General features: G+C 72.2%; 24 protein-coding genes. 15 read left to right on the top strand and 9 right to left on the bottom strand.

The annotated features are described in order from the left end of the window. Positions 1-11 precede the first annotated feature (11 nt). The 4 genes from AMK31_RS09485 (at position 12) to AMK31_RS09470 (ending at position 2,521) form a co-directional block, all read left to right on the top strand. Positions 12-248, top strand: coding sequence for a hypothetical protein (locus tag AMK31_RS09485; protein ID WP_073939943.1), 237 nt, complete (start codon positions 12-14; stop codon positions 246-248). A gap of 58 nt (positions 249-306) precedes the next feature. Further along, positions 307-996, top strand: coding sequence for a helix-turn-helix transcriptional regulator (locus AMK31_RS09480; protein WP_073939942.1), 690 nt, complete (start codon positions 307-309; stop codon positions 994-996). Then, a complete protein-coding gene (locus AMK31_RS09475) occupies positions 993-1,973 on the top strand; it encodes a pyridoxal-phosphate dependent enzyme (RefSeq protein WP_073939941.1) in 981 nt (326 codons plus the stop codon). The genes AMK31_RS09480 and AMK31_RS09475 overlap by 4 nt, the downstream gene beginning before the upstream one ends. A 182-nt stretch (positions 1,974-2,155) precedes the next feature. Continuing rightward, positions 2,156-2,521: a cupin domain-containing protein gene (locus tag AMK31_RS09470; protein WP_073939940.1), complete on the top strand. Its 366-nt coding sequence runs from the start codon at positions 2,156-2,158 to the stop codon at positions 2,519-2,521. A gap of 11 nt (positions 2,522-2,532) precedes the next feature. On the opposite strand, the gene AMK31_RS09465 is transcribed toward AMK31_RS09470, so the two are convergent. Both AMK31_RS09465 and AMK31_RS09460 read right to left on the bottom strand, forming a co-directional pair. Then, positions 2,533-3,906: a vWA domain-containing protein gene (locus tag AMK31_RS09465; protein WP_073939939.1), complete on the bottom strand. Its 1,374-nt coding sequence runs from the start codon at positions 3,904-3,906 to the stop codon at positions 2,533-2,535. Beyond that, positions 3,903-4,760, bottom strand: a complete 858-nt coding sequence (locus AMK31_RS09460; RefSeq protein WP_073939938.1) for an AAA family ATPase — start codon at positions 4,758-4,760, stop codon at positions 3,903-3,905. The genes AMK31_RS09465 and AMK31_RS09460 overlap by 4 nt, the downstream gene beginning before the upstream one ends. 148 nt (positions 4,761-4,908) lie before the next feature. Here AMK31_RS09460 and AMK31_RS09455 point away from each other — a divergent pair, with 148 nt between their 5' ends. From AMK31_RS09455 to AMK31_RS09445, 3 genes are read left to right on the top strand one after another with little or no spacing between them, the layout of a single operon-like run. After that, positions 4,909-5,589: an ABC transporter permease gene (locus AMK31_RS09455; RefSeq protein ID WP_073940137.1), complete on the top strand. Its 681-nt coding sequence runs from the start codon at positions 4,909-4,911 to the stop codon at positions 5,587-5,589. Then, positions 5,586-6,257: an ABC transporter permease gene (locus AMK31_RS09450; protein ID WP_073939937.1), complete on the top strand. Its 672-nt coding sequence runs from the start codon at positions 5,586-5,588 to the stop codon at positions 6,255-6,257. The genes AMK31_RS09455 and AMK31_RS09450 overlap by 4 nt, the downstream gene beginning before the upstream one ends. Next, the gene (locus AMK31_RS09445; RefSeq protein WP_073939936.1) at positions 6,254-7,195 is read left to right on the top strand and encodes an ABC transporter substrate-binding protein; all 942 of its coding nucleotides are present in this window, start codon (positions 6,254-6,256) and stop codon (positions 7,193-7,195) included. Before AMK31_RS09450 ends, AMK31_RS09445 begins: the two co-directional genes overlap by 4 nt. A 3-nt stretch (positions 7,196-7,198) precedes the next feature. On the opposite strand, the gene AMK31_RS09440 is transcribed toward AMK31_RS09445, so the two are convergent. Continuing rightward, on the bottom strand, positions 7,199-8,044 hold the full coding sequence (locus AMK31_RS09440) for an NAD(P)H-binding protein (protein WP_073939935.1): 846 nt from the start codon (positions 8,042-8,044) through the stop codon (positions 7,199-7,201). A gap of 102 nt (positions 8,045-8,146) precedes the next feature. Here AMK31_RS09440 and AMK31_RS09435 point away from each other — a divergent pair, with 102 nt between their 5' ends. After that, entirely contained in the window at positions 8,147-8,500 is a 354-nt protein-coding gene (locus AMK31_RS09435; protein WP_073939934.1) for a winged helix-turn-helix transcriptional regulator, read from the top strand. Here AMK31_RS09435 and AMK31_RS09430 read toward each other — a convergent pair. The 6 genes from AMK31_RS09430 to rhaI form a co-directional block, all read right to left on the bottom strand. Beyond that, positions 8,485-9,171, bottom strand: coding sequence for a LutC/YkgG family protein (locus AMK31_RS09430; RefSeq protein ID WP_073939933.1), 687 nt, complete (start codon positions 9,169-9,171; stop codon positions 8,485-8,487). The two genes, AMK31_RS09435 and AMK31_RS09430, sit on opposite strands and share 16 nt — an antisense overlap. Further along, positions 9,168-10,646: a LutB/LldF family L-lactate oxidation iron-sulfur protein gene (locus tag AMK31_RS09425; protein ID WP_073939932.1), complete on the bottom strand. Its 1,479-nt coding sequence runs from the start codon at positions 10,644-10,646 to the stop codon at positions 9,168-9,170. Before AMK31_RS09425 ends, AMK31_RS09430 begins: the two co-directional genes overlap by 4 nt. Further along, positions 10,643-11,398, bottom strand: a complete 756-nt coding sequence (locus tag AMK31_RS09420) for a (Fe-S)-binding protein (protein ID WP_073939931.1) — start codon at positions 11,396-11,398, stop codon at positions 10,643-10,645. The genes AMK31_RS09425 and AMK31_RS09420 overlap by 4 nt, the downstream gene beginning before the upstream one ends. 114 nt (positions 11,399-11,512) lie before the next feature. Next, positions 11,513-12,949, bottom strand: a complete 1,437-nt coding sequence (locus tag AMK31_RS09415; protein ID WP_073939930.1) for a rhamnulokinase — start codon at positions 12,947-12,949, stop codon at positions 11,513-11,515. Between the two features lie 8 nt (positions 12,950-12,957). After that, on the bottom strand, positions 12,958-14,997 hold the full coding sequence (locus AMK31_RS09410) for a bifunctional rhamnulose-1-phosphate aldolase/short-chain dehydrogenase (protein ID WP_073939929.1): 2,040 nt from the start codon (positions 14,995-14,997) through the stop codon (positions 12,958-12,960). A gap of 120 nt (positions 14,998-15,117) precedes the next feature. After that, positions 15,118-16,278 carry an L-rhamnose isomerase gene (gene rhaI, locus AMK31_RS09405; protein ID WP_073939928.1) on the bottom strand — a complete coding sequence of 387 codons (1,161 nt, stop codon included), beginning with the start codon at positions 16,276-16,278 and terminating at the stop codon, positions 15,118-15,120. 272 nt (positions 16,279-16,550) lie between these two features. Here rhaI and AMK31_RS09400 point away from each other — a divergent pair, with 272 nt between their 5' ends. From AMK31_RS09400 to AMK31_RS09370, 7 genes are all read left to right on the top strand, one after another. Then, complete coding sequence (locus AMK31_RS09400) at positions 16,551-18,140, top strand: sugar ABC transporter ATP-binding protein (RefSeq protein ID WP_385310290.1); 1,590 nt, start codon at positions 16,551-16,553, stop codon at positions 18,138-18,140. Beyond that, complete coding sequence (locus AMK31_RS09395; RefSeq protein WP_073939927.1) at positions 18,137-19,177, top strand: ABC transporter permease; 1,041 nt, start codon at positions 18,137-18,139, stop codon at positions 19,175-19,177. The genes AMK31_RS09400 and AMK31_RS09395 overlap by 4 nt, the downstream gene beginning before the upstream one ends. Continuing rightward, complete coding sequence (locus tag AMK31_RS09390; RefSeq protein ID WP_073939926.1) at positions 19,170-20,177, top strand: ABC transporter permease; 1,008 nt, start codon at positions 19,170-19,172, stop codon at positions 20,175-20,177. Before AMK31_RS09395 ends, AMK31_RS09390 begins: the two co-directional genes overlap by 8 nt. 29 nt (positions 20,178-20,206) lie before the next feature. Beyond that, on the top strand, positions 20,207-21,289 hold the full coding sequence (gene rhaS / locus AMK31_RS09385) for a rhamnose ABC transporter substrate-binding protein (protein ID WP_073939925.1): 1,083 nt from the start codon (positions 20,207-20,209) through the stop codon (positions 21,287-21,289). A 30-nt stretch (positions 21,290-21,319) separates the two neighbouring features. Beyond that, on the top strand, positions 21,320-21,640 hold the full coding sequence (locus tag AMK31_RS09380) for an L-rhamnose mutarotase (protein ID WP_073939924.1): 321 nt from the start codon (positions 21,320-21,322) through the stop codon (positions 21,638-21,640). Positions 21,641-21,654: 14 nt separating this feature from the next. Beyond that, a complete protein-coding gene (locus AMK31_RS09375) occupies positions 21,655-23,070 on the top strand; it encodes a BNR repeat-containing protein (RefSeq protein ID WP_073939923.1) in 1,416 nt (471 codons plus the stop codon). An 82-nt stretch (positions 23,071-23,152) separates the two neighbouring features. After that, positions 23,153-24,178 carry a LacI family DNA-binding transcriptional regulator gene (locus AMK31_RS09370; RefSeq protein WP_073939922.1) on the top strand — a complete coding sequence of 342 codons (1,026 nt, stop codon included), beginning with the start codon at positions 23,153-23,155 and terminating at the stop codon, positions 24,176-24,178. Positions 24,179-24,348 lie beyond the last annotated feature (170 nt).

Here is a 24,348-nt window from a genome sequence, read left to right as displayed (position 1 = left end):
GGCGATCTCTGATGGAAAACCCCAGCGAGGAACAGGTTCTCGAGCTCAGCAGCGGCTTCGACGACGCCGACACGTACTGGGCCATCTGGTGCCGGCAAGAACAGTGCTTCGTACCGGACAGCAGGGGCGCGGACGGCACGATGATCTTCTTCAGCGAGAGCGCCGCGGTCACCGGGGCGGGGCGTCACAACAGTGAGAACCCGGGCCACACGGCCCGCGCTTACCACGTCACGCACGCACACGCCTGAGCACCTGATTAGACTGGAGGTCCAGACGCTGGACTGACAGTCCAAGAGGGGGGGGCTCATGGCCGGGCAGGACCTGGACGCCGAGCGGGACGCGATCATCGGTGCGCTCGTTCCCGTCGTCGACGGGCTCGTGGCCACCTTTGGTCCGCTGTGCGAAGTCGTGCTGCACGACTACCGGCAGCCGGAGAAGTCGGTGGTGGCCGTGGCCGGTTCGGTGACCGGGCGGGCGGTGGGCGGGGCGATGAGCGAGATCGGCATGCGGGTCCTCGCCCGCGGCGACGAGGCGTCCGACGAGCTGAACTACCTCACCCGCACCCGCTCCGGCGACCTCGTCAAGGCGTCCACGATGGTGCTGCGGGACTCCGCGGGCACCGTCTTCGGCGCGCTCTGCGTCAATCTCGACGTCACCGCCGTGCACCGCGCCCAGGCCCTCCTCGGCGGGCTCGCCGGACTCGGCGCGGACACCACGCGGACCCCGGTCACCACCTTCGGCAACGACATCGACTCCGTCGTCGACGCCATCCTCGACACCCACGCGGCGCACCAGGCGCACAACTGGGCCGGCCTGGACCGCGACAGCCGCCTGGAGCTGTTCCGCAGCCTCGACGAGCACGGCGTCTTCGCCGTCCGCCGCGCGGTGGAGCAGGTCGCCGCCCGCCTCGGCATCTCCCGCGCCTCCGCCTACAGCTACCTCTCCCAGGCCAGAGCCACGGCCGACGACCCGAAGTCCCAGGGAGGACACCAGTGACGACCACCCGACCGCCCGTCACGCTCGACGACGTCCGCGCCGCCGCCGCCCGGCTCAAGGGGGTCGCCCACCGCACCCCGGTGCTGCGCTCGCGCACCCTGGACGGGCTGGTCGGCGCCCAGGTGCTGCTCAAGTGCGAGAACTTCCAGCGGGTCGGCGCGTTCAAGTTCCGCGGCGCCTACAACGCGGCCTCCCGGCTGACGCCCGATCAGCTGGCCCGGGGCATCGCCGCCTACTCGTCCGGCAACCACGCGCAGGCCGTCGCCCTCGCCGCCCGCGAACTCGGCACCACCGCGGTGATCGTCATGCCGGAGGACGCCCCGGCGTCCAAGCGGGAGGCGACCGCCGGGTACGGCGCCGAGATCGTCACCTACGACCGCTACACCGGCGACCGGGTCGCCATCGCCGAGGCGCTGGCCGCCGAGCGGGGGCTCACCGTCATCCCGCCCTACGAGCACCCGCACATCATCGCCGGACAGGGCACCGCGGCGCTGGAACTGCTGGAGGAGGCGGGGGAGCTGGACGCGCTGATCACCCCCGTGGGCGGCGGCGGACTGATCGCGGGCAGCGCGACGGCGGTGAAGGGGCTGCGGGCCGGGATCCGGGTGATCGGCGTCGAGCCCGAGGCCGGCGACGACACCAAGCGGTCCCTGGAGGCGGGCCACCGGATCAGCGTCCCGGTGCCGCGCACCATCGCCGACGGGCAGGCCCTGCACACGCCCGGCGAACTGACCTTCTCCGTCAACCGGCGGCTGGTGGACGAGATCGCCCTCGTCAGCGACGACGAGATCAGGGCGGCGATGCGGTTCGCCTTCGAACGGCTGAAGATCGTCGTGGAGCCCAGCGGCGCGACACCGCTGGCCGCGCTGCTCTCCGGCCGCGTCACGGGCCTGCCGCGGCGCGTCGGCGTGATCGTCTCGGGCGGCAACATCGACACGGAGCGCTTCGCCCGGCTCTGCGGGGGCGGCGAGGGCTGACGGCCGAGGGCGAGGTCTGAGGGCCGGGGGCGAGGTCTGACGGCCCGCCCCGAATGGCGGCCCCCAACGCCCCGGCGGACGATGGACGTGAGGGGTCCGGCCGCCGCCGGTACCGCCTGCGCCGCAGGGGAGACGGGGACCGGCCCCGGCCGCGGCGGAAGCGGCCGGAAGGGAGGAGCATCATGCTCGAGATGAAGATGCTCGACAAGCCGGACGAGCGGCGGGACTTCCCGCACGGACACCTGGAAGCCGTCCACCTGACGGGATGCGACTTCGCCGTGGCGACCTTCGAGCCGGGCTGGCGCTGGTCCCAGGACGTGGGGCCGATCGCGGGCACGGACAGCTGTCAGATGAACCACAACGGCTACGTCGTCCAGGGGCACCTGCACATCCGCATGGACGACGGCACCGAGGGCGAGGTCGGCCCGGGCGAGGCCTTCGTCTGCTCCCCGGGACACGACGCGTGGGTCGTGGGCGACGAGGCGTGCGTCGCCTACGACTTCGAGGGTCAGACCGCCAAGGAGTACGCCAAGCCCGATGAGGGATGACCCGGCGGTCCTCACACCGGCAGCAACCGGCTGACCAGAACGCCGAGCTGATGCGCGGTGCGGCACTCGTGCATCGCCACCAGCTCGGCGTACTCGGGGGCGGCCGAGTCCCCGGTGCCCCACTGGGCGCGCGGCTCGGGATTGAGCCAGTACAGGCGGCGGGCCCGCCCGGCGATCCGCCGGAGCGCCGGGAGGTTCGGATCGGCCATGTTCGTCCGGGCGTCACCGAGCACGAACACCGTCGTCCGCGGGCCCACCGCGTCGCCGTACCGCTCCGCGAACTCGCCCAGCGCGGCGCCGTAGTCGCTGCTGCCGTGCCAGCCGGTGAGCGTGGCCTCGGCGCGGATCCGCGCGCCCAGCCCGCCGGGGTCGGCCGCGCCGTGCTCCAGCAGCCCGGTGACCTCGTCGATCCGGTTGACGAAGGCGAACACCCGCACCTTGGAGAACTGGTCGTGCAGCGCCTGCACGAGCAGCATCGTGAAGTCGGAGAACCCGGACACCGAGCCCGACACATCGCACAGCAGAACCAGTTCGGGCCGGGCCGGCCGCCGCCGGCGCAGCACGGGCCGCATCGGCACCCCGCCCGTCGACAGCGAGCCGCGCACGGTCCGCCGCAGATCGATGCTGCCCCGGGCGGCCCGCCTGCGGCGGGCGGCGAGCCGGGTGGCCAGCTTGCGGGCGAGCGGCCGTACCGTGCGGCGCAGTTCGGCGAGCCGGTCCTGCCCGGCGTACAGGAAGTCCACCCGGTCGGCGGTGGGCGCCACGGCCCGCCGGGCGATCTCGTCGCGCCCGCGCCGCTCCGCGACCCGGCGCCGCGCCTCCGCGGCCACCTGCGCGCGGAAGACCTCGATGCGCCGCCGGATCTCGTCGTCCAGCAGCCGGTCGGTGAATCCCGCGCCGCCGTCACCCGCCCGCACCGTGTCGCGCACCCGGGCGAGCAGTGTCTGCGGGCGCAGCCGGTCGAGGGTCTGGTACGCCGACCAGCCGTCCGACCGCGGCCCGCTCCCGTAGCCGCCGAAGCCGTCGACCGCCTCCGCCGCCAGCCGCTCCAGCAGGGCGGTGTCGTCGGCGGCGAGCGCCGCCGCGAGCCGGTCGCGCAGCTCCGACCGGTCCGCCGGGCCGTCCGCCGCTGCCGTTCCCGGCGCGCCGACGGTCCGCGGGAAGTACAGGTCGAACACCGGGTCGAACACGCGTCGCTGGTCGGCGGTGTGCAGCAGCGTCGCCGCCAGCCCCTCGCGCAGCAGCTCACGGTCGGCGAACCCCAGCGTCTCCACCGCCCGCGCCGCGTCCACGCTCTCCCCGGTGCCGACGCGCACCCCGTGCGAGCGCAGCGCGGCGACCAGACCCGTCAGCCGGGCCGCGACATCCGGGGCCGGCACGGTCACACCGCGTCCAGGTCGAGCTTGGCGGCGGCCTTCAGCACGTCGTCCTGATGCTTGAGGACCACGCCGAGGGTGTCGCGTACGACGGTCTCGTCGAGGGTGTGCGCGCCGAGCGCGAGCAGGGTGCGGGCCCAGTCGATGGTCTCGGCGACCGAGGGCACCTTGCGCAGGTCCATCGCCCGCAGCGCCCCCACCACCCGGACGACGGACTCCGCCAGCGCCGCGTCCAGGCCGGGCACCTTCAGCCGGACGATGCGCCGCTCCAGCTCCTCCTCGGGGAAGCCGATGTGCAGGAAGAGACAGCGGCGGCGCAGCGCCTCCGACAGTTCCCGGGAGGCGTTCGAGGTGAGCACCACGAACGGCCGGCGGGTCGCGGTGACCGTGCCCAGCTCGGGGACGGTCACCTGGAAGTCGCTGAGCACCTCCAGCAGCAGCCCCTCCACCTCGACGTCGGCCTTGTCGGTCTCGTCGATCAGCAGCACCTTCGGATCGTCGCCGCGGATCGCGGTGAGCAGCGGGCGCGGCAGCAGGAACTCCTCGCTGAAGATGTCGGTGCGCGTCTCGTCCCAATTCTCGTCGCGCCCGGCGCTGATCCGCAGCAGCTGCTTGGCGTGGTTCCACTCGTACAGGGCGCGTGACTCGTCGACGCCCTCGTAGCACTGCAACCGCACCAGCCGCGCCCCCGCGACCTGCGCCACCGCCTTGGCCAGCTCGGTCTTGCCGACCCCGGCGGGGCCCTCCACGAGCAGCGGCTTGCCCAGCCGGTCGGCGAGGAAGACGGTCGTGGCGACCGCGGGGGAGGCCAGATAGCCGGTCTCGGCGAGGCGCGCGGAGACGTCGTCGACGGAAGTGAACACCAGGGCCTCCAGATCGGCGTCGAGGAGCAGTCACCTATCTAAGCGCTTGTTCACCGACTGTGTCACGCCTTCCCCGGCCCCGGATCGCCGCACCCGTACGGGGGAGCACAACGTGCCGGCCCTCGCCGCCGCCCGCTGCAATGGACGGGTGACCGCGCCCCCGGACGACTGCCTCGCGCGCAACGAGTGGATCTGTGGCGAGTATCTGACCACCCGCCGCGAGATCCTCCGCGACGCGGTCGTCCAGCACCTCCAGCTGACATCGGTCTCGGTGCTCATCGGCCTGGCCCTCGCCCTGCCGCTGGCGATGCTGGCACACCGCCGGGGCTGGGCGGCCGGTCCGGTGCTCGCCGTGACGACGATCCTCTACACGATCCCGTCGCTGGCGATGTTCTCGCTGCTCCTGCCGCTGTACGGGCTCTCCGCCACCCTGGTCGTCGCCGGACTGGTGCTGTACTCGCTGACCCTGCTGGTCCGCAACATCCTCGCCGGACTGCGCGCCGTCCCCGAGGACATCCGGCAGGCGGCCCGCGGCATGGGCTACGGGCCCCTCCGCCTCCTGCTCGCCGTGGAGCTGCCGCTCGCCCTGCCCGCCACCATGGCCGGGCTGCGCATCGCCACCGTCTCCGCCGTCTCCCTGGTGACGGTGGGCGCCGTCGTCGGCTTCGGCGGGCTCGGCAACCTCATCTACGCCGGAATGAACACCTACTTCAAGGCCCAGGTGCTCACCGCCTCCGTGCTCTGCGTGGTGATCGCCGTCGTCGCCGACGTCCTGCTGCTCGGCGTCCAGCGGCTGCTCACCCCCTGGACGAGGGCGGGCCGCGGATGAACACCCTCACCGCGGCCTGGGACTGGCTGACCGACCCCGCCCACTGGAGCGGCGCCGACGGCATCGGGCACCGCCTCCTCCAGCACCTGGTCCTCACCGTCGTCTGCCTCGTCGTCAGCTGCGTGATCGCGCTGCCGGTCGCCGTCGTCCTCGGCCACCTCGGCAAGGGCGGGGCACTCGCCGTCAACATCTCCAACGTGGGCCGCGCGATCCCCACCTTCGCCGTCCTCGTCCTGCTGCTGCTCACCCCCGTCGGCCGGTGGGGCGAGGGCCCGACCGTCGTCGCGCTGGTGCTGTTCGCCGTACCGCCCCTGCTCACCAACGCGTACGTCGGGATGCGGGAGGTCGACCGCGGCGTCGTGGAGGTCGCGTACGGCATGGGGATGACGGGGCGACAGGTGATGTTTCACGTGGAACTGCCCCTTTCCCTCCCGATGATCCTCACCGGGGTGCGGATCGCCGCCGTCCAGCTCGTCGCCACCGCGACCATCGCCGCGCTGGCGGGCGGGGGAGGGCTCGGCCGGATCATCACGGCCGGCTTCAACCTCGCCGACACCTCGCAGGTGGTCGCCGGTGCCGTCCTCGTCGCCGCCTTCGCGCTCGTCGTCGAGGGCGTCTTCGCCCTGACCGGACGACTGGCCCCGGCCTGGGCCCGGCGGACACGATGAGACTCCGTACGACCGCGACGGCGGCCCTGCTGCTCCTGGCCACCGCCTGCGCCACCGGCCCCTCCCTGGAGACGCGCGGCCAGGTCACCGCGCCGCCCGGCGACAGCCGGAGCCTGACCGTCGGCTCCGCGGGCTTCACCGAGAGCGACCTGCTCGCCCAGATGTACGCCCTGCTGCTGAACCAGGCCGGTTACCGCACCTCCCTGCTCACCGTCGCCAACCGCGAGCTGTACGAACCGGCCCTGGAGTCCGGCCGTATCGACGTCGTGCCCGAGTACGCGGCCACGTTCGCCGACTGGCTGAACGCCAAGACCCACGGCCCCGACGCCCCGCCGGCCGGCTCCCCCGACCTCGGCACCACCATGACCGCCCTGCGCCGGCTCGCCGCCCCCCGCGGACTGACCGTGCTCGACCCCGGCCGGGCCGTCGACCAGAACGCCTTCGCGGTCAGCGCGTCGTACGCCCGCCGGCACCGGCTGAAGACCCTCAGCGACCTCGGCGACTCGGGACTGAAGGTGCGGCTCGCGGCGGGCGACGAGTGCGTACGGCGGCCGTACTGCGCGCCCGGCCTGAAGAAGACCTACGGCATCGACGTCGTCGCCGTCGACCCCAAGGGCGTCGGGACCACCCAGGCGAAGCGGGCCGTGCAGAGCGGCCGGGACCAGCTGGTGCTGACCACCACGACCGACGCCACCCTCGACGAGTTCGGCCTGGTCCTGCTCGCCGACGACAAGCGGCTGCAGAACGCCGACCACGTCGTCCCGGTCGTCAACCGGGCCCGCGCGGGCGGTGCGGGCGCCGCCGACGCCCTGAACCGGCTCAACGCCGTGCTCACGACGGCCGACCTGGCCGCGCTGAACCAGCGGGTCGACAGCTGGCGGCGACTGGCGAAGGACGTGGCGCGCGGCTACCTGGAGGAGAAGAACCTGCTGAAGTAGACCTCACCGGAAGGCGGCGGCGTTCCGCCGCGCCCACTCGGCGAACGTGCCCGGCGCCCGGCCCAGCACCCGCTCCGTATCCGGCCCGACCCGCTGCTCGTCCGGGGTGGGCGAGCCCAGGATGGACAGCGTCGTCTCCACCACGTCCGCCGGCATGAACGCGGCCATCCCGGCCGCCGCCTCCTGCCGGGACAGCTCCACGAACCGCACCGGCTCGCCCAGCGCGGCCCCGATGGCCGCCGCCTGCTGCCGGGGCGTGACGAGAGCGGGGCCGGTCAGCTCGTACACCTCCCCGGCGTGACCGTCCTCCCGCAGCGCCACCGCGGCGACGCCGGCGATGTCGTCCGGATCGATCACCGGCAGACCGACGTCACCGAACGGCGCGGCCACCGTGCGGCCGCTGCGCACCGACTCGGCCCAGGCGTATGCGTTGGAGGCGAACCCGCCGGGGCGCAGGATGGTCCACTCCAGGCCCGACTCCCGCACCGCGTCCTCGATGGCCCGCGCGACAAGCCCGTGCGAGGCGGACCCGGGCCGCGTCGCCACACCCTGCGACGACAGCAGCACGACCCGCCGCACCCCGGCGCCCTTGGCGACGTCCAGCACGTCGCCGGTGCGCAGCAGATGCGCGACGGCACCGCCGTTCTGCAGGAACAGCGCCTCGGCACCGTCGAGGACCGGCCGCAGGCTCTCCGCGTCCGTCAGATCGGCCCGCCGCAGCCGCACCCCCTCGGGCACGTCGGCCGCCGTGATCGCGCGCGACGTCGCCGTCACCTCCGCGCCCGCCGCGGCCAGTACCCCCACCAGCGCGCGCCCGACGTTGCCGGTCGCCCCCGTCACCACGTACATGTCCAACTCCCTCGCGGATGTGTCTGCTTGACGACGAGGTGACGCTAACAGCGCCGATATAGTAGGTACCTAGAGGAAAGTGACTACCCCGAAGGAACGCGCATGGTGGACGACCCCGAACTCGCCTGCCCGATCTCCCCGGTCGTGGACATCGTCTTCAGCCGCTGGACCACCCCGATCCTGTGGTCCCTGCACACCCACGGCCGCCAGCGGTTCGTCGAACTCGAACGCCGGATCACCGCGATCACCCCCAAGGTGCTCACCCAGCGGCTGCGTCAGCTGGAGCGGGACGGACTCGTCATCCGCACCTACCACCCGGAGGTGCCGCCGCGCGTCGAGTACGAGATCAGCGACCTCGGCCGCAGCCTCGCCCCGCTCTTCGCCCACCTCGCCGAGTGGGCAGGCGACAACCTCGAGAAGGTGGAACGGGCCCGGCGGGCCTACGACGGGGACTGACTGGACGAGGTGACGTCCGCGCTCGGCTGACCGGCCACCAGCACCACCTCCAGGGTGCGCGGCCCGTGCACCCCCTCGACCCGGTCCAGCTCGATGTCGCTGGTCGCCGACGGACCGGAGATCCACGTCAGCGGGCGGGCCGGATCGAGGCGCAGCAGGGCCTGCGGCACGGAGGAGACGACCTGCTCGGGGACCCGTACGACACAGATGTGGTGGTCCGGCACCAGCGTGATGCGGCGACGGCCCTGGTCCGGGCCGCCGTCCAGGACGATCGTGCCGGTTTCGGCGATCGCCACCGCGCACCCCGTGACCACGCTGTCCACCCGGTCCAGCTCGTGCGGCGTCGACCCGGCCCGGTCCGCCACCCGCTCCGCCCCGGACGCCGCGAGCCAGGCCGGATCGAGGCCCGGCGGCACCAGCACCGTCCGCGAGCCGTGCCCGGACAGCAGCCCGGCGATCACCGACGGCAGCTCGCCGGCCGCGCACCGGTGCACGAGCGCCCGGTAGTCCGCCAGGTTCTCGGCGAGCAGACCGACCGTCTCCTCGGCGGTGCGCCCGCCGTGCTCCCGCAGATAGTCCCGCACGACCGCCCGCTCGTACGGCGTGTCCTCGCGCGGCACGTCGGCCAGCGCCCGCCGGACCCTGCCCAGAATCCGGTCCCTGCTGCTCACTTCGCGTCCTTCCTTCCCCCGTGCGTCCGCTGCCACCAGTCCCGGAACGGCTCCGCCGGCACCGGCGGAAGATCCCGGGTCCCGCTCCACGCCCGGCCCGGACCGGGCAGCGTGCGCGGATGGAGCCGGCGGGTGCGGGAGGCGACGCGCTGCCCGGCGCGCAGGGCACCGGGCCGGGACAGCGCCCAGCGGGCCGCCCGCATCGCCGCCCGCTCGGCCGCATGCCCCTTCGCCGGGCGCAGCACCACCCGGTTGCCCTCGCGGGTCACCGGGCCGCCCTGGGCGACCCGCTCCCGCAGATGCACCAGCACCTCGGGGATGTCGATGGCGACCGGGCACACCTCGTAGCAGGCGCCGCACAGCGACGACGCGTACGGCAGCGAGGCGTCGATGTCGCTGCCGGTGCCCCGCAGCTGGGGGCTGAGGATGGCGCCGATGGGGCCCGGGTAGACCGAGCCGTAGGCGTGGCCGCCGGCCCGCTCGTACACCGGGCACACGTTCAGACAGGCCGAACAGCGGATGCAGCGCAGGGCCTGGCGGCCGACCTCGTCGGCGAGGGTGTCGGTGCGGCCGTTGTCGAGCAGCACCAGGTGGAAGACCCTCGGCCCGTCCTCGTCCGTCGTACCGGTCCACGTGCTCGTGTACGGGTTCATCCGCTCGGCGGTGGAGGAGCGGGGCAGGGTCTGGAGGAAGACCTCCAGGTCCCGCCAGGTCGGCACGATCTTCTCGATGCCGACCACCGAGATCAGCGTCTCGGGCAGGGTCAGGCACATCCGGCCGTTGCCCTCGGACTCCACGACCACCAGCGTGCCGGTCTCGGCCACCATGAAGTTGGCGCCGGAGACGCCCACCTTGGCGCGCAGGAACTTCTCCCGCAGGTGCAGGCGGGCCGCCTCGGCGAGTTCGGCGGGGGTGTCGGTCAGCCCGTCGGGGGCGGGGCGGCCCCACTCGCCCATCTCGCGCGCGAAGATGTCCCGGATCTCACCGCGGTTGCGGTGGATCGCCGGGACCAGGATGTGCGACGGCCGGTCCTTGCCCAACTGCACGATCAGCTCGGCGAGATCGGTCTCGTAGGCGCGGATGCCCGCCGCCTCCAGGGCCTCGTTGAGCCCGATCTCCTGCGTGGCCATCGACTTGACCTTGACGACCTCCGCCTCCCCGGTCGCCTTGACCAGTTCGGTGACGATCCGGTTGGCCTCCTCGGCGTCCGCGGCCCAGTGGACCACACCGCCGGCCGCCGTGACCGACTCCTCCAACCGGACCAGGTACTCGTCGAGATGACGCAGCGTATGGTCCTTGATCCGCTTCCCGGCCTCGCGCAGCTGCGCCCAGTCCTCGACCTCGGCGACCGCCCTGGCCCGCTTGGCGCGGATCGTGTGGGTGGCGTGCCGCAGATTGCCGCGCAGGGTCGTGTCGCGCACCGCCTCGTGCGCCGCCGCCGGGAAGGCCGGCATGCCGAGATACGTTCCGCTCATGCCAGGGGCTCCTCTTCCGTGCTCGCCAGGATCTCCGCGATGTGCACCGGGCGCACCCCCGACCGCAGCCGGGTCAGTGTGCCGCCGAGGTGCATCAGACAGGAGTTGTCGGCCGCGCACAGCACCTCCGCGCCGGTCGACTCGGCGTTGCGCACCTTGTCGGCGCCCATCGCCGCGGAGACGTCGGAGTTCTTCAGCGCGAACGTGCCGCCGAACCCGCAGCACTCCTCCGCGCCCGGCAGCTCCACCAGCTCCAGCCCCTTCACCGCCTCCAGCAGCCGCCGCGGCCGGTCGCCGAGCCCCAGTCCGCGCAGCCCGTGACAGGTCGGGTGGTAGGTCACCGTGTGCGGGTAGTACGCGCCGACGTCCGTCACCCCCAGCACGTCCACCAGGAACTCCGTCAGCTCGTACGTCTTCGGCACCACCGGCGCCAGCGTCGCGGCCAGCGTGTCCCCGCGGCCCTCCGCGCGCGCCCGCTCACCCATCCGCGGATACAGCTCCCGCACCATCGCCCCGCACGACCCGGACGGCGTCACGATCGCCTCGTACTCCCCGAACACGTCGGCGAAATGCCGCGCCAGCGGCTCCGCCTCGTGCCGGTAGCCGGTGTTGTAGTGGGCCTGCCCGCAGCACGTCTGGGCCATCGGGAAGTCGACCTCCACGCCCAGCCTGGTCAGCAACTTCACCACGGCACGCCCGGTGTCCGGATAGAGCGTGTCGTTGACACAGGTCAGGAACAGAGCGACACGCATCGCGGCTCCTCGGGGTCGATCATCGGATGGGTGCAGGGTAGTGCGGGGGTGACGGGGACGGCAGCAGGCCCGGCCCCGGCCCGCCGGGGGAGGGCGGGCCGGGGCGGCCGGCGGTCAGCGCGCGGCGAGCCGGTCCTGGGCCGCGCGCCAGCGGGCGGTGTCGCCGCGCGGTTCGTAGCGGGTGAGCGGCTGGGTGCGGGTGAGCAGCCGGCGCATGTCGGCGCGGTCGCCGACCAGTTCGTGGGCGCGCGCCTGCACCAGCACGTTGCCGAGCGCCGCCGCCTCGGTGGGCCCCGCCACCACCGGCAGCCCGCACGCGTCGGCGGTCAGCTGGCACAGCAGCGCGTTGCGCACCCCGCCGCCGACGACGTGCACCACGTCGACGCAGTGCCCGGCGAGCCGCTGCGCGTCCTCGACGGCCCGGCGGTGGGCGAGCGCGAGCGAGTCGAGGATGCACCGGGTGACCTCGGCGGGCGACTCGGGCACCGGCTGCCCCGACCCCCGGCACGCCTCGGCGATCCGCTCCGGCATCCGGCCCGGCGCGAGGAACGCCGCGTCCCCCGCGTCCACCACCGACCGCAGCGCCGGCACCACGGCGGCCGCCCGCAGCAGCTCGCCCAGATCCGGCTCGCCCCAGGCGCGTACGCACTCCTGGAGCAGCCACAGGCCCATGATGTTCCGCAGATAGCGGACCGTGCCGTCCAGCCCCAGCTCGTTGGTGAAGTTGGCGGCGCGGCTCTCCTCGGTCAGCACGGGCGCCGTCAGCTCCAGCCCGGCCAGCGACCAGGTGCCGGTGCAGATGTACGCGAACCGCTCACCGGTCGCCGGGACGGCCGCCACCGCGGACGCCGTGTCGTGCGAGCCGACCGCCGTCACCGGCACGGGACCGCTCAGCCCGGTCTCCTCCAGCACCTCCGCGCGCAGCACGCCCGCCGGATCGCCGGGCCGGCGCAGCGGCGCGAACAGGCTCAGGTCGATGCCGAGCCGCGCCGCCACGTCGTACGACCAGTCGCGGGTGCGCGGGTCGACGAGCTGGGTGGTGGAGGCGTTGGTCAGTTCGGTGCCCTGCTCGCCGGTCAGCCAGTAGGCGATCAGATCCGGGATCAGCAGCAGCCGCTCGGCATGGGCGAACTGCGCGGACGAGCGGGCGGCGGTCAGCTGGTACAGCGTGTTGAACGGGGCGTACTGAAGCCCCGTCGCCGCGTACAGCTCGGCCGCCGGCACGGTCGCCCACACCGACTCCGCGATGCCCTCGGTGCGCGTGTCCCGGTAGTGCACCGGGTTGCCGAGCAGCGCCCCGTCCGCGTCCAGCAGACCGTAGTCCACGGCCCAGCTGTCGATGCCGACGGAGTCCACCCGGCCGGCCGCCCGCAACCCCTCCAGCACCCCGGCGTACAGCCCGAGCACGTCCCAGCGCAGCCCTTCGGGCAGCCGCACGGGCCGGTTGGGGAAGCGGTGCGCCTCGGTCAGCTCCAGTTCGTGCCGGCCGACGCGGCCGACCATGACACGCCCACTGGACGCGCCGAGGTCGACCGCGGCGTACGACTTCACGAGCGCGCTCACCGCAGGAAGGCGGCGGCGACGCCCGCGTCGACCGGGACGTGCAGACCGGTGGTGTGCGTCAGGTCCCCGCCGGTCAGCGCGAACACGGCGTTCGCCACGTGCTCCGGCAGCACCTCGCGCTTCAGCAGCGTCCGCTGGGCGTAGAACTCGCCCAGCTTCTCCTCCGGCACCCCGTACACGGCGGCCCGCTGGGCGCCCCAGCCGCCGGCGAAGATGCCCGAGCCGCGCACCACACCGTCCGGGTTGACGCCGTTGACGCGGATGCCGTGCTCGCCGAGCTCGGCGGCGAGGAGCCGCACCTGGTGCGCCTGGTCGGCCTTGGTCGCGGAATAGGCGATGTTGTTGGGACCGGCGAACACGGCGTTCTTGCTGGCGATGTAGACGATGTCACCGCCGAGCCCCTGCGCGGTCATCACCCGGGCCGCCTCCCGCGACACCAGGAAGGAACCGCGGGCCATGATGTCGTGCTGGAGGTCCCAGTCCTTCGCGGAGGTCTCCAGCAGCGGCTTGGAGATGGAGATCCCGGCGTTGTTGACCACCAGGTCCACCCCGCCGAACGCCAGCACGCCCGCCCGGAACGCCTCGGCGATCTGCTCCTCCGAGGTCACGTCCACGGTCACGGCGACGGCCTTGTCCGGCCCGCCCAGCTCCTCGGCCACGGCCGCCGCGTTCTCCGCGTTCAGATCGGCGACGACGACGCACGCGCCCTCGGCGACCAGCCGGTGCGCGATCGCCCTGCCGATCCCGCTGCCCGCACCGGTCACCAGCGCCACCCGCGTCGCGAGCGGCTTCGGCTTCGGCATCCGCTGGAGCTTGGCCTCCTCCAGCGCCCAGTACTCGATGCGGAACTTCTCCGACTCCTCGATCGGCGCGTACGTCGAGACCGCCTCGGCGCCCCGCATCACATTGATGGCGTTGACGTAGAACTCGCCCGCCACCCGGGCGGTCTGCTTGTCCTTGCCGAAGCTGAACATGCCCACACCGGGGATCAGCACGATCGCCGGGTCGGCGCCGCGCATGGCGGGGGAGCCGGGCTCGGCGTGCCGGTCGTAGTAGGCGGCGTACTCCTCGCGGTACTCGGCGTGCAGCTCCTTCAGCCGCGCGACCGCCTCCTGGAGCGGCGCCGTCGGCGGCACGTCGAGGACCAGCGGACGGACCTTGGTGCGCAGGAAGTGGTCGGGGCAGGACGTGCCGAGCGCGGCGAGCCTCGGGTGCTCGGCGCGGGCCAGGAAGTCCAGCACCACGTCGCTGTCGGTGAAGTGCCCGACCTGCGGCCTGTCCTGCGAGGCGACGGCCCGCACGTACGGCGCCAGCGCCGCCGCCCGCTCCCGCCGCTCGGCCTCGCCCAGCGCCTCGTAGCCCTCGATCACGGGCCCGAACGGCTCCGCCTTGCCGCGCTCCGCGAGGAACGCCTCCGCGGTGCGGATGATGTGCAGCGAGTTCCGCTCGCACTCCTCCGCGGTGTCGCCCCACGCCGTGATCCCGTGCCCGCCGAGCACACACCCGACGGCCTGCGGGTTGGCCTCCTTGACGGCCGCGATGTCCAGGCCCAGCTGGAACCCGGGCCGCCGCCACGGCACCCACACCACGCTGTCCCCGAAACACTCGGCGGTCAGCTTCTCCCCGTCGGCTGCGCAGGCCAGCGCGATCCCGGAGTCGGGGTGCAGATGGTCGACGTGCGCGGCGTCGACCAGGCCGTGCATCGCGGTGTCGATCGACGGGGCCGCCCCGCCCTTGCCGTGCAGGCAGTAGTCGAACGCGGCGACCATCTCGTCCTCGCGATCCACACCGGGGTACACGTCGACGAGCGCCCGCAGCCGGTCCAGCCGCAGCACGGCCAGCCCCGCCTCGGTGAGCGTCCCGAGGTCCCCGCCGGACCCCTTCACCCACATCAGCTCCACATCACCCCCCGTCACGGGGTCGGTGTCGGTGCCTTTCGCCGATGCGTTCCCGCCGGCGTAGTTGGTGTTGCGCGGGTCGGAACCGAGCCGGTGCGAACGGGCGAGCAGAGCGGCGGCTTCAGGATGAGTGGCCATGACTGTTCAGTCCTTTTCAGAAGGGAGAGACGGCGACGCCCTCAGGGGCGCGGGGAACTGCGCGACCAGCCACGTACGGCCCGCAGTCCGAAGATCACGGAACCCGGCAGACGATGACGCTCACGCCCCCCAACCGGCCTGCTGCCCACCGACCCGCTCGGCGACGATCTTCTCGGCCCACCCGGACTTCCGATAAGCCGCGACCGGATCGGGGTCCAGCCCCATCTCCTCCCGCAGCTCCCGCAGCAACGGCCGCACATCCGTGTTGTACGCGTCCATCAGCACCGCGTTGGCCTCCAGCACATCGCCGGAGGCCTGCGCGGCGGCCAGCGCGTCACCGTCCACGAGCAGCGCCTTCGCCGTGGCCTCCTGCACGTTCATCACCGACCGGATGATCGCCGGGATCTTCGCCTCGATGTTGTGGCACTGGTCGAGCATGAACGCGACCTCGGGCGTGAACCCCCCGCCCCGGACCACCTCGTACATGATCCGGAACAGCTGGAAGGGATCCGCCGCACCCACCATCAGGTCGTCGTCGGCGTAGAACCGCGAGTTGAAGTCGAACCCGCCGAGCTTCCCCTCGCGCAGCAGGGTCGCGACGATGAACTCGATGTTGGTGCCGGGCGCGTGGTGCCCGGTGTCGACGACGACCTGCGCCTTCGGCCCGAGCTTCAGGCAGTGCGCGTACGCCGTGCCCCAGTCCGGCACGTCCGTCGTGTAGAACGCCGGCTCGAAGAACTTGTACTCCAGCAGCATCCGCTGCCCGTCGCCGAGCCGTTCGTACACCTCGGCCAGCCCCTCGGCGAGCCGGTCCTGGCGGGCGCGGATGTCGTCCTGCCCGGGGTAGTTCGTGCCGTCGGCGAACCACAGCTTCAGGTCCTTGGAGCCCGTCGCGTCCATGATGTCGACGCACTCCAGCAGATGGCCGACGGCCTTGCGCCGCACCGCCGCGTCGGGGTGGCAGATGCTGCCCAGCCTGTAGTCGTCGTCCTGGAAGGTGTTGGAGTTGATCGCGCCCAGCCGCAGGCCGCGCTCCGCGGCGTGCCCGGCGAGCGCCGCGTAGTCGTCGACCTTGTCCCACGGGATGTGCAGGGCCACGGTCGGGGCGACGCCCGTGAACTCGTGCACCTTCGCCGCGTCGTCCAGCTTCTCGCGCGGATCGCGGGGCACGCCCTGCTGGGCGAACACCTTGAAACGGGTCCCGGAGTTCCCGTACGCCCACGACGGCGTCTCGACGGCCTGGGTCCTGAGCGCGGCCTTCACCGCGGCGACATCGGTCACTGCTGGGCTCCTGTTGCTACACGGGTTGCTGCTACGGATTCAATGAAACGATTCAGAACGGCAAGCTATGAGCCACCCGAAGGGGTGTCAAGCGCTCTGACCAACCCTGCTCGTCGTGACCCCGCCGTGACCTTCGACTATCGAAATTTTTTCGACACTGCCCCATTGACGTGACAAGCCCGGCCTGCCTAACGTCCCGGCAACCCAGTTGAAACCTTTCACGACGCCGTGCGGACCGCCTCGCCGATCCCACGCGTCGTCGAGGAGCCCCCATGACCCACCCGTCCGACACGGGGCCGACCCCGGTGCTCGCGCTCCAGGGCATCTCCAAGTCCTTCGGCGCCGTACGCGCCCTGCGGGACGTGTCCCTGGAGCTGTTCCCCGGCGAGGTACACGCCCTCGCCGGCGAGAACGGCGCGGGCAAGTCGACCCTCATCAAGACGCTCGCCGGAGTGCACCGGCCGGACGCCGGCCAGGTGCTGCTCGACGGCGCGCCCGTCGTCTTCCACGGCCCCGGCGACGCCCGCGACGCCGGAATCGCCGTGATCTACCAGGAGCCCACGCTCTTCCCCGACCTGTCGATCGCCGAGAACATCTTCATGGGCCGCCGGCCGCGGCGCGCCCTCGGCCGCATCGACCACAAGGCCACCCACGCCGCCACCGCCGCCCTGATGCGGCGCCTCGGCGTCGACCTCGACCCCGACCGCCCGGCCCGCGGACTGTCCATCGCGGACCAGCAGATCGTGGAGATCGCCAAGGCGCTCTCCTTCGACGCCCGCGTCCTGATCATGGACGAGCCGACCGCCGCGCTCACCGGCAGCGAGGTCGCCCGCCTCTTCGGCGTCGTCCGCACCCTCAGGGAACAGGGCGCCGCCGTCCTGTTCATCTCGCACCGGCTGGAGGAGATCTTCGAGATCTGCCAGAAGGTCACCACCCTGCGCGACGGCGCCTGGATCGCCAGTGAACCCCTCGCCGGCATGACCGAGGACGACCTGGTGCGCCGGATGGTCGGCCGCGACCTCGACGAGCTGTATCCGAAGCAGGACGTGGCACCCGGCGAGGTCGCGCTCAGCGTGCGCCGGCTGACCCGCGAGGGCGTCTTCACCGACGTCTCCTTCGAGGTGCGGCGCGGCGAGATCGTCGGCCTCGCCGGACTGGTCGGCGCCGGCCGCACCGAGGTCGCCCGCGCCGTCTTCGGCGTCGACCGCCGGGACGCCGGAGAGGTCACCGTCGACGGCAGGGCCCTGGCCAACGGCGCCCCCTCCACCGCCATGGCCGCCGGGCTCGCCCTCGTCCCCGAGGACCGCCGCGCCCAGGGCCTGCTGATGGACATGTCCATCGAGCGCAACATCGGCCTCACCGGCCTGCGTACGACGGTCCGGGCCGGCCTGATGGACCGGGGCGCCGAACGCAGCCGCTCCCTGGACTGGGCGGTCAGGCTCCAGGTGAAGTACGCCCGGATCGCCGACGCCGTCTCCACCCTGTCCGGCGGCAACCAGCAGAAGGTCGTCCTCGCCAAGTGGCTCGCCACCCGGCCCAAGGTGCTGATCGTCGACGAGCCCACCCGCGGCATCGACGTCGGCACGAAGGCCGAGGTGCACCGCCTGCTGTCGCAGCTCGCCGCCGACGGCGTGGCCGTCCTGATGATCTCCTCCGACCTGCCCGAGATCCTCGGCATGGCCGACCGCGTGCTGGTGATGCACGAGGGCCGGCTGACCGCCGAGATCCCGCGCTCCGACGCCACCGAGGAAACCGTGATGGCCGCAGCCACCGTGATGGCCGCAGCCACCGTGATGGCCGCAGCCACCGTGATGGCCGCAGCCACCGTGATGGCCGCAGCCACCGGGAGGGCCGCCGCGTGACGGTGACCACCCCTCAGCCAGCTCCCGTGACGGACGTGCCCAAGTCGAGCGGCACCCGTCTGGTCGACCGCGTCTTCAAGATGCGCGAGCTCGCCATCCTGCTCGTCCTCCTGGTGATGATCGCCGTCACCCAGGCCGGCAACAGCGAGTTCCTGTCCGAGCAGGGCATCAAGGACCTGCTGCTGAACGCCACCATCCTGGTCCTGGTCGCCACCGGCCAGTCCCTGGTGGTGATCACCCGGAACGTCGACCTGTCGGTCGGGTCGACCCTGGGCATCAGCGCCTTCGCCGCCGGAACGTACCTCCAGGGCGGCGGGAACTCCGCGGTGGCCGTCCTCCTCGCCGTGCTGACGGGCGTCGGATTCGGACTGCTCAACGGACTGCTGGTCAGCCTCGGCCAGGTGCCCGCGCTCGTCGTCACCCTCGGCACGCTCTACGTCATCCGGGGCATCGACTCCATCTGGGTCGGCTCCCGGCAGATCACCGCGGCCGACCTGCCCGGCGGCTTCGTCGACTTCGGCTCCGGCGGCGTCTCCGCCGTGCCGTACCTCGCGCTGATCGCGCTCGCCGTGCTGGTGGCGACCGCGTACTACCTCAAGCACTTCGGCAGCGGCCGCGAGCTGTACGCGCTCGGCTCCAACCCCGAGGCCGCCCGGCTCGCCGGCATCCCCGTGCGCAAGCGGATCCTCGCCGCGTACACCTTCTGCGGCGCCCTCGCCGGCCTCGCGGGCGCCCTGTACCTGGCCCGGTTCGGCAACGTCGACTCCGGCACCGGCAACGGCTACGAACTCACCGTCGTCAGCGCGGTCGTCGTCGGCGGAGTGGTCTTCACCGGCGGCTCCGGCAGCGTCTACGGCGCGGCCCTCGGAGCGCTGCTGCTGACCTCCGTCAACGGTGTGCTGCCCGCCCTCGGCGTCAGTTCGGTCTGGGTGCTCGCCATCAACGGCATCCTGCTCATCCTCGCCATCGCGGTCGACCGCGTCGTCGCGCTGCGGGTGGCCAACGCCCTGAAGAAGAGGAACGCCCGCCATGCCTGAGTCCCTGACGCGCGTGAGCCGTTGGTCCGCCCTGAAGAGGTGGGACTCAGCCGTCGGTGCGCTCCTGATCGTCCTGCTGCTGTTCTCGTTCTCCTTCGTCGACGGCTTCGGCAACGCGCTGAACCTGTCGTTCCTGATCGGCAACACCCTGCCCATCGCGCTGATCGCCCTGCCGATGACCCTGCTCGTCGTCTCCGGCGAGATCGACCTCTCCGTCGCCTCCACGGCCGGGCTGTCCGGCGCGGTGATGGGAGCGCTGTGGAACCAGGGCATGGCGATCGAGGCGATCATCCCGCTGTGTCTGCTGCTCGGCGTGGTCTGCGGTCTGATCAACGGCCTGCTCGTGACCAGGCTCGGGCTGCCGTCCCTCGCCGTGACCATCGGCACCCTCGCCGCCTACCGGGGCATCGCGCAGATCGTGCTCGGCTCCGACGCCGTGACCGACTTCCCCGCGCAGTACCTGGACTTCGCGGCCGGCCGCATCGGCGACACGTTCGTCCCGTACGCGTTCCTGCCGTTCCTGGTGCTGCTGGCGATCGCCGTGATCGCGCTGCACGCCACGCCGTTCGGGCGGTCGCTGTTCGCGATCGGGGCGAGCGAGGAGGCCGCGCGGTTCGCCGGGATCCGGGTCAAGCGGCAGAAGCTGATCCTGTTCACGCTGACGGGCCTGATGGCCTCGCTCACCGGTGTGTTCTGGGCTCTGCACTACGCCAGCGCGCGCTACGACAACGCGACGGGGCTCGAACTGTCCGTCGTCGCGGCCGTGTTGCTCGGCGGCATCGACTTCGACGGCGGCAAGGGCACGCTGGGCGGTGCGATCGCCGGGGTGTTCCTGCTGGGGGCGTTGCAGAACGTGATGAGCCTCCAGGACGTCTCGGCCCAGTCGCAGATCGTCGTCACCGGCGTCCTGCTCGTTCTCTCCGTGCTCGGCCCCCGGGTCGTACGTCAGATCTCCACAGCGAGGGCGGGCCGCAGAGCCGCCTCGACTCCCACCTCATGACCAGCCCTTCCTCGTAAAGGACGACAGCCATGCGTAAGACAGCCCTCCGCCGCAGCTGCGCGGCGCTCGCCACCGCCACCTCGCTCGCCCTGGCGCTCACCGCCTGCGGCGGCACCACCAAGAAGGACGTCGCGAACGAGGGCGGTTCCGCCGCCACCGCCGGCAAGGCGGACCCGAACGCCGAGCTGAAGAAGGGCCTCACCGTCGGGTTCCTGCCGAAGCAGGTGAACAACCCGTACTTCACCACCGCCGACAAGGGCGGCGAGAAGGCGCTGAAGGAGCTGGGCTCCAGCTACAAGGAGGTCGGGCCGTCCAGTGCCACCGACACCTCCGGGCAGGTCTCCTACGTCAACACGCTCACCCAGCAGCAGGTCGACGCGATGGCCGTCTCGGCGCAGGACCCGGGTGCCCTGTGCACCGCGCTGAAGCAGGCCATGAGCAACGACATCAAGGTCGTCACCTACGACTCCGACACCAAGCCGGATTGCCGCAACGCCTTCATCTCGCAGGCGTCCGCCGAGGACCTGGGCCGCACCGAGGTGCAGCTGCTCGCCGAGCAGATCGGCTACAAGGGCGAGATCGCGATCCTGTCCGCCGCGCAGACCGCGACCAACCAGAACACCTGGATCGAGTTCATGAAGGACGAGCTCAAGAATCCGAAGTACAAGGACATGAAGCTGGTGAAGGTCGCGTACGGCAACGACGACGCCCAGCAGTCCTTCCAGCAGACCCAGGGCCTGCTCCAGGAGTACCCGGACCTGAAGGGGATCATCTCCCCGACCACCGTCGGCATCAAGGCCGCCGCCCAGTACCTGTCGGGCTCCAAGTACAAGGGCAAGGTCAAGCTGACCGGCCTCGGCACCCCGAACGACATGCGCAAGTACGTCAAGAACGGCACCGTCGAGGCGTTCGAGCTGTGGGACCCGGCCAAGCTCGGCGAACTGGCCGCCCGCACCGCCGTCGCCCTGGCCTCCGGGCAGATCACCGGCAAGGAGGGCGAGACCTTCACCGCCGGCGGCATGGGCGAGTACACCATCGGCAAGGACGGCGTGATCAGCCTGGGCAAGCCGACCGTGTTCGACGCCGAGAACATCGACGACTACGACTTCTGAGTCCCTTCGCCTCTTGGGAGCTGGTACTTCATGCAGCGCGTCTGCTTCCTGCTCAAGGTCCGCCAGGACAAGATCGCCGAGTACCGCGAACGCCACGCCGCCGTGTGGCCGGAGATGCTCGACGCCCTCTCCGCCACCGGCTGGCACAACTACTCGCTCTTCCTGCGCGACGACGGCCTGCTCGTCGGCTACCTGGAGACCGAGGACTTCCAGGCCGCCCTCGCCGGTATGGAGGCCACGGACGTCAACGCCCGCTGGCAGGCGGAGATGGCCCCCTTCTTCGAGTCGCCGGACGGGGCCCGGCCCGACGAATCCATGAAGCCGCTCACCGAGGTCTTCCACCTCGCCTGACCTGGAGCTCCCGGATGAGAAGACGTACCGTGCTCGCCTCCGCCCTGGCGGCCGCCGCGGCCGCCGCCCCCGGCGTCGCGCGGGCCGCCGGCCCCGGCCCCTCGCTCACCCCGGCGGGAACCACCACCCTGGACAGCCGGGCGATCTACTTCGTGTCCTACGACGGCCTGGTCAACAACAACTCCTTCCAGAAGAACGGCCTGCTGACCTACAAGGGCCACCAGTACGCCGTCTGGTACACCGCCGACCGCAACGCCGTCGTCGGCCGCCGCGCCCTCGGCTCCGGCACCTGGCAGACGGTCGAGGCCGGCCACACGCTGCGCTACGACGACTCCCACAACGTCATCTCCATGGGCGTCTCGAAGACCGACGGCCGGCTGCACCTCAACATGGACTCCCACAGCGACGGGTTCACCTACGTGAAGTCCGCCGCCGGACTCCTGGACGACCCGTCCGGCACCAGCTGGACCGCGAGCCGCTTCGGCGCGCCCCAGAGCACACTCGACGGGCTCGCCCTCACCTCCCGGTTCACCTACCCGCAGTTCGTCGCCACCCCCGAGGGCCGGCTCCAGCTCAGCTACCGCGCCGGCGTCTCCGGCAACGGACGCAACGCCCTCGCCGAGTACGACGGCACCAGGTGGACGGCGCTGGGGGAGTGGACCGGCTCGACCGGCACGTACACCAGCGAGCACGGCTCGTCCACCGCCCGCAACATGTACCTGCACGGCATCGACTACGACCGCCACGGCCGGCTGCACGCCTTCTTCACCTGGCGGGAGCAGAACGGCGCGGTGATGTGCGCGAGCGGCGGGATCACCAACCACGACACCGGCTACGTGTACTCCGACGACCGGGGCCGTACCTGGCGCAACGGCCAGGGCGCGGTCGTCGGCGTCACCGGGGGCTCCGACCGGGTCTCCGTGACCGACGCGGGTCTGGTCGTGGACCCGCTGAACCCCGATCACTCCCTGATGAACCAGGAGAGCCAGGCCACCGACTCGGCCGGCCGGCCACACGCGATCATCTCCTACGTGCCCGGCCGCTTCGGCCAGTGCACCACGGACTACGTCGCCGACCGCACCGCGAACGGCCGCGCCTTCCACGTGCGCCGCGATGCCTCCGGCAGCTGGCGGAAGACGGAGATCCCCGTCCCGCTGAACTCCAGCCAGCGCACCAAGCTGGTCCTGGACGGGTACGACAACGCGTACGCCGTCCTCCCGTACGGCAGGATCGCGGCGGCCTCCGCCGCCTCCGGGTACGGCGACTGGCGTCAGCTGTACGACGGCGCGGGGCTCGACGCCTTCGGCGAGGTGGTCGTCGACGAGACACGGATCGCGCAGGACGGTGTGCTGTCCGTCATGTACCAGGAGAAGTCCAGCGGTACGACCCCGTCGGCGCTCCGCGTCGCCGACTTCCGCCTGCCCGCCTGACCGAGGCCGCTCCGGGGCGGCGGCATGACGGTAATGTGAAGGCCTTCCCGCCGCCCCTCGTCTCCATGGAGGTCCCTGCCTGATGGCCCAGTCGGTGGGTATCAAGGACGTCGCCCGCGCCGCCGGAGTCTCCGTGGGCACGGTCTCGAACGTCATCAACCGCCCGGACACGGTCGCCACCGAGACCCGGGCGCGCGTGCTGTCCGCGATCGACCGGCTCGGCTACGTCCGCAGCGAGTCCGCCCGTCAGCTGCGCGCGGGCCGCAGCCGGATCATGGGGCTGCTCGTGCTCGACATGGGCAACCCGTTCTTCGTCGACGTCGCACGCGGCGCCGAGCGCGCCGCCCGCGAGGCGGGGCTCGGCGTGATGGTCTGCAACAGCGCCCAGAACCCCGGCGAGGAGGCCGAGTACCTGTCCCTCTTCGCCGAGCAGCGGGTGCGCGGCGTGTTGCTCACCCCGGCCGACGCGACCGGGCGGAACATCGGTGCCTTCCGCCGCCACGGCATCCCGTTCGTGCTGGTCGACCGGGTCGCCGAGGGCACCACCGAATGCTCGGTCTCCGTCGACGACGTGGCGGGCGGCGCGCTCGCCGTACGGCATCTCGTCGACGCCGGGCACCGGTCCGTCGCGTACGTCAGCGGGCCGCCCGGCCTGAACCAGGTCCGCGACCGCCGCACCGGCGCGCTGACCGCGCTCGCTGAGGCGGGCCTCGGACCGGAGGCGCTGCGGGAGCTGCCCACCGAACGCCTCGACGTCGCCGCGGGCCGGGACGCCGGCGCCCGCCTCCTCGGCCTCACCGACCGGCCGACCGCCGTGTTCTGCGCCAACGACCTGCTCGCCCTCGGCGTGCTCCAGGCCATGTACGCGGCCGGGGTGAGCGTGCCGGACGAGCTCGCCATCGTCGGCTACGACGACATCGAGTTCGCCGCCGCCGCGGCGGTCCCGCTCACCTCGGTACGGCAGCCCGCCGTCACCATGGGCGCCCTCGCCGCCGAGCTGCTGCTGGAGGAGACCGAGACGGACACCGGCCGCCGCCCGCACGAACACCGCCGGGTCGTCCTCCAGCCGGAGCTCGTGGTCCGCCGCTCCAGCCTGGCCGGGCGCTGAACGGCCGGTCGGCGGCCGCGCGTTCGCGAGGACCCGGGCCCGCTGAACCGTCGTTCAGCAACGGCTCTTGATCCCCGCTGAACCGGCGTTCAGCAACAGCTCTTGATCCCCGCCCCCGCCCGGCCGCCGGACATGTGCTGAACTGGGACGCGATCACCATCGCCGTCCGC

Origin of the sequence: Streptomyces sp. TSRI0107, from assembly GCF_001905845.1 — a bacterium.
In the GTDB taxonomy this organism is placed as follows: Bacteria; Actinomycetota; Actinomycetes; order Streptomycetales; family Streptomycetaceae; genus Streptomyces.
The sequence above is the reverse complement of the archived record's forward strand: the minus strand, read 5'-3'. Positions and strand labels throughout refer to the sequence as shown.